The organism is Brevibacterium sp. SIMBA_078, assembly GCF_046534565.1.
GTDB lineage: Bacteria > Actinomycetota > Actinomycetes > Actinomycetales > Brevibacteriaceae > Brevibacterium.
Map to the genome: position 1 here is coordinate 1 of NZ_JAWRYQ010000029.1, position 445 is coordinate 445.

At 49.0% G+C, this 445-nt stretch carries 1 protein-coding gene; it reads right to left on the reverse strand.

Annotated features, from left to right (window positions below; genetic code table 11):
* Positions 1-445 (reverse strand): HipA N-terminal domain-containing protein (locus SB749_RS18715; RefSeq protein ID WP_410711623.1); only part of this gene is annotated, 445 nt, incomplete at both ends.

Here is a 445-nt window from a genome sequence, read left to right on the forward strand (position 1 = left end):
GTTTGTCCTGCACACCGGCAACACTCAAGCGGGGCTTGTCGTCCCAGTGCAGCAATCCAAAATCTTCTTTTTGCTCAAGCCGCCGTACGAGTTCTTTCGATGGAATCTCTCGAAAAGTTGGTTGGTTGGGAGTCTCATGGCTACTGAATGTAAAGGCTCCGGATACATCCTGACCCAGAGCTAAAGTCTGAGCGAAGACATTCTTTTCGCTGACACCAAGGTTCTGTGCGAGTAGCTCTCTGGCTTTGCCCTCGGGGAGTAAGTTATCCAGGTAGTTATAGACACTAGCCGGTGAGTTAGAGCTCTGGAAGGAAAGTGAAGGTGAGATGGGGAAGCCGTTTGCCTTCCAGTGTTGCTGGTACTCTATGACAGGAAGGTTGGTTTCTTCACTAAGGCCGATATGACCAATAATCTTTTCGCCATAGCAGATATTAACGGAATGCAG